This window comes from Lactobacillus equicursoris DSM 19284 = JCM 14600 = CIP 110162 (assembly GCF_001434815.1).
Classification (GTDB): domain Bacteria; phylum Bacillota; class Bacilli; order Lactobacillales; family Lactobacillaceae; genus Lactobacillus; species Lactobacillus equicursoris.
This window is the reverse complement of record NZ_AZDU01000095.1, coordinates 1-2003: the sequence shown is the minus strand read 5'-3', so window position 1 is coordinate 2003 and position 2003 is coordinate 1. Positions and strand designations below refer to the sequence as shown.

Sequence of the window (2003 nt, the reverse complement as noted above, 5' to 3'; positions counted from 1 at the left end):
CAGACGTTGAGTGTCTAATAATGACAGCTCATTGGGCAATTTGTCTAAAAGATAGTTGATATATTTGAATTGATCCAAGCCATTTTGCTTGGCGGTTTCGAGTATGCTCATTATGATTGCCATGGACTTGGCGCCGGTACTGCTCTGTGAAAAGAGCCAGTTCTTGCGTCCCATGACGACCTCTTTGACTGCTCGTTCTGCTCTGTTGTTGGACAGTTCAAGGCGACCATCTTTTAGGACGTTCATGAACTTGTCCATGTGCTTTATGCAATACTGGAAGGCTGTCCCTAGCTTGCCGGAAGGCAACACGGAGATTGATTTCTTGGAGCACCAGTCGGAAAACTTCTCTAGCAGAGGTCTTAATTCGGACTGACGCTTCTCGTACCTCTCTTCGGCGGAAAGGTCTTCCCAGGCGCGCTCTAGGCTAAACATTTGATTACAGTAGTGGATCCCTTGATTAGCCACCGAAGTTACGTCGGATTCTCTGGCCTTGTCTTTAGGCAAGGAATCACAGAACTTCCGCCTTGCATGAGCCATACAGCCTACAAGAGTCACATCTTGTTTGCTTAATCGTAAATAGCCAGGATATTGATCACAATGAAGGTATCCGCTAAAGCCTGTGAGAAAATCCCACGCTTCTGCTCCTTTTCGTGATCCATGGTGATATAGGACTATCGGCTTTTCGGTATGCTTGCCTGACAAGAAAGTCCAGACGTAGTCTTTGACTCTTTCGCTGTCTAAGACTCGATATGGCGTCTCATCTGCGTGAATGACATCCAGCTTTAGCAGCTCTTGTCTCAAGAGCTCGTAAAGGCTAGAGAGGTAGTATTCGCAGACCTTGATATGCCAATTCGAAACCGTCTTGTGATCAAGCGGAAGGCCCATACGCCGCAAGTCCTTCTCCTGTCGGTAGGCAGGAACCTTGAGAACGTACTTCTGATAGATCGTATTAGCGATTAAAGAAGCTGAGCCAAGACTGTTGGTTAACGGGGCCTTGGGTACAGGAGCTTTGATAATCTTGTCAGCTGGCGCTTTATCACTGCAGTGCTGGCACTTGTAAGAGTGTTGGATGTGATCGATTCTCTTAACTTGGGCTGGAATGTAGAGCAGCTCTTGTCTAGCACAGAAGCTGCCGATCTCTTTCAGTTCGTGCTGGCAGTCTGGACAGGTAAGGTCATCCAAACGGTGATGAACCTCCTCACCCGGCAGAGAGTCTAAGATATCTTGCTTTCTGCCGACTTGCTTGCGTCTCTTATAGGTAATAGTTTCGGTAATGCGAGGGCAAATCCTCGTCATCTTGGGAGGCGGTGTCTTCTTCGAAAAGGCTCAGCTGATCTGGGTTGACAGCTCTCTTTTCGGAAGACTTGCCGTAAAGCTTATTAGTCAAATAAGCAACTTGTTCAGTAAGAAGGGCAACCTGCTTGAGTAATTCTTCGTTATTTGCTTTGAGCGTTTCGATTAAATCTAAAGTTTCTTTGTCAGCCATGGTCGTTGTCCCTCCTTGATTCATAATCATAAGAATACCAGAAAAGCTCGTGAAATCAATACAATTCACGAGCTCTTGCGGTATTAATTTTAGGATCAATGGTAAAGCCCTGCATCAAGCGCATGACTTGTTCATCGGACAACTCTCGAACTTCGTCTTCATTGTTCGGCCAGGCCAGCTTCCCGTTCTCAAAGCGCTTATAGAGCAGCCAGAATCCCTGGCCGTCCCAATAAAGTGCTTTGAATCGGTCCCTCCGGCTGCCGCAGAAGAGAAAGACGCATCCGGAGAAGGGATCGAGATTGAAGCTCTTCTTAACTATGTAAGCAAGCGAATCGATTCCCCGGCGCATATCGGTCTTACCACAAACAATGAACACTCGACCTAACTCAGCCAGATTAATCATGGTTCAAGAACCTGTCTACGACTTCGAGCATAAGCTCGCTAGTGGCATCACTGTAAAATGACAGCTCAACCCCTTTGGACTTTAGATTGAGAACGAGCCTGTTCTTTGGAAGCT

At 46.8% G+C, this 2003-nt stretch carries 3 protein-coding genes; all 3 read right to left on the bottom strand.

The window, feature by feature from the left end; all coding sequences use genetic code 11:
• On the bottom strand, window positions 1–1296 hold a 1296-nt coding region (locus FC20_RS09410), incomplete at its 3' end, for an IS66-like element short variant transposase (RefSeq protein ID WP_056945393.1).
• Window positions 1253–1486 (bottom strand): IS66 family transposase, encoded by a 234-nt coding sequence (locus FC20_RS09405; RefSeq protein WP_008459759.1) that lies wholly within the window; start codon window positions 1484–1486, stop codon window positions 1253–1255. The genes FC20_RS09405 and FC20_RS09410, both read right to left, overlap by 44 nt.
• 55 nt (window positions 1487–1541) lie before the next feature.
• Entirely contained in the window at window positions 1542–1889 is a 348-nt protein-coding gene (tnpB, locus tag FC20_RS09400; protein WP_008459757.1) for an IS66 family insertion sequence element accessory protein TnpB, read from the bottom strand.
• Window positions 1890–2003 lie beyond the last annotated feature (114 nt).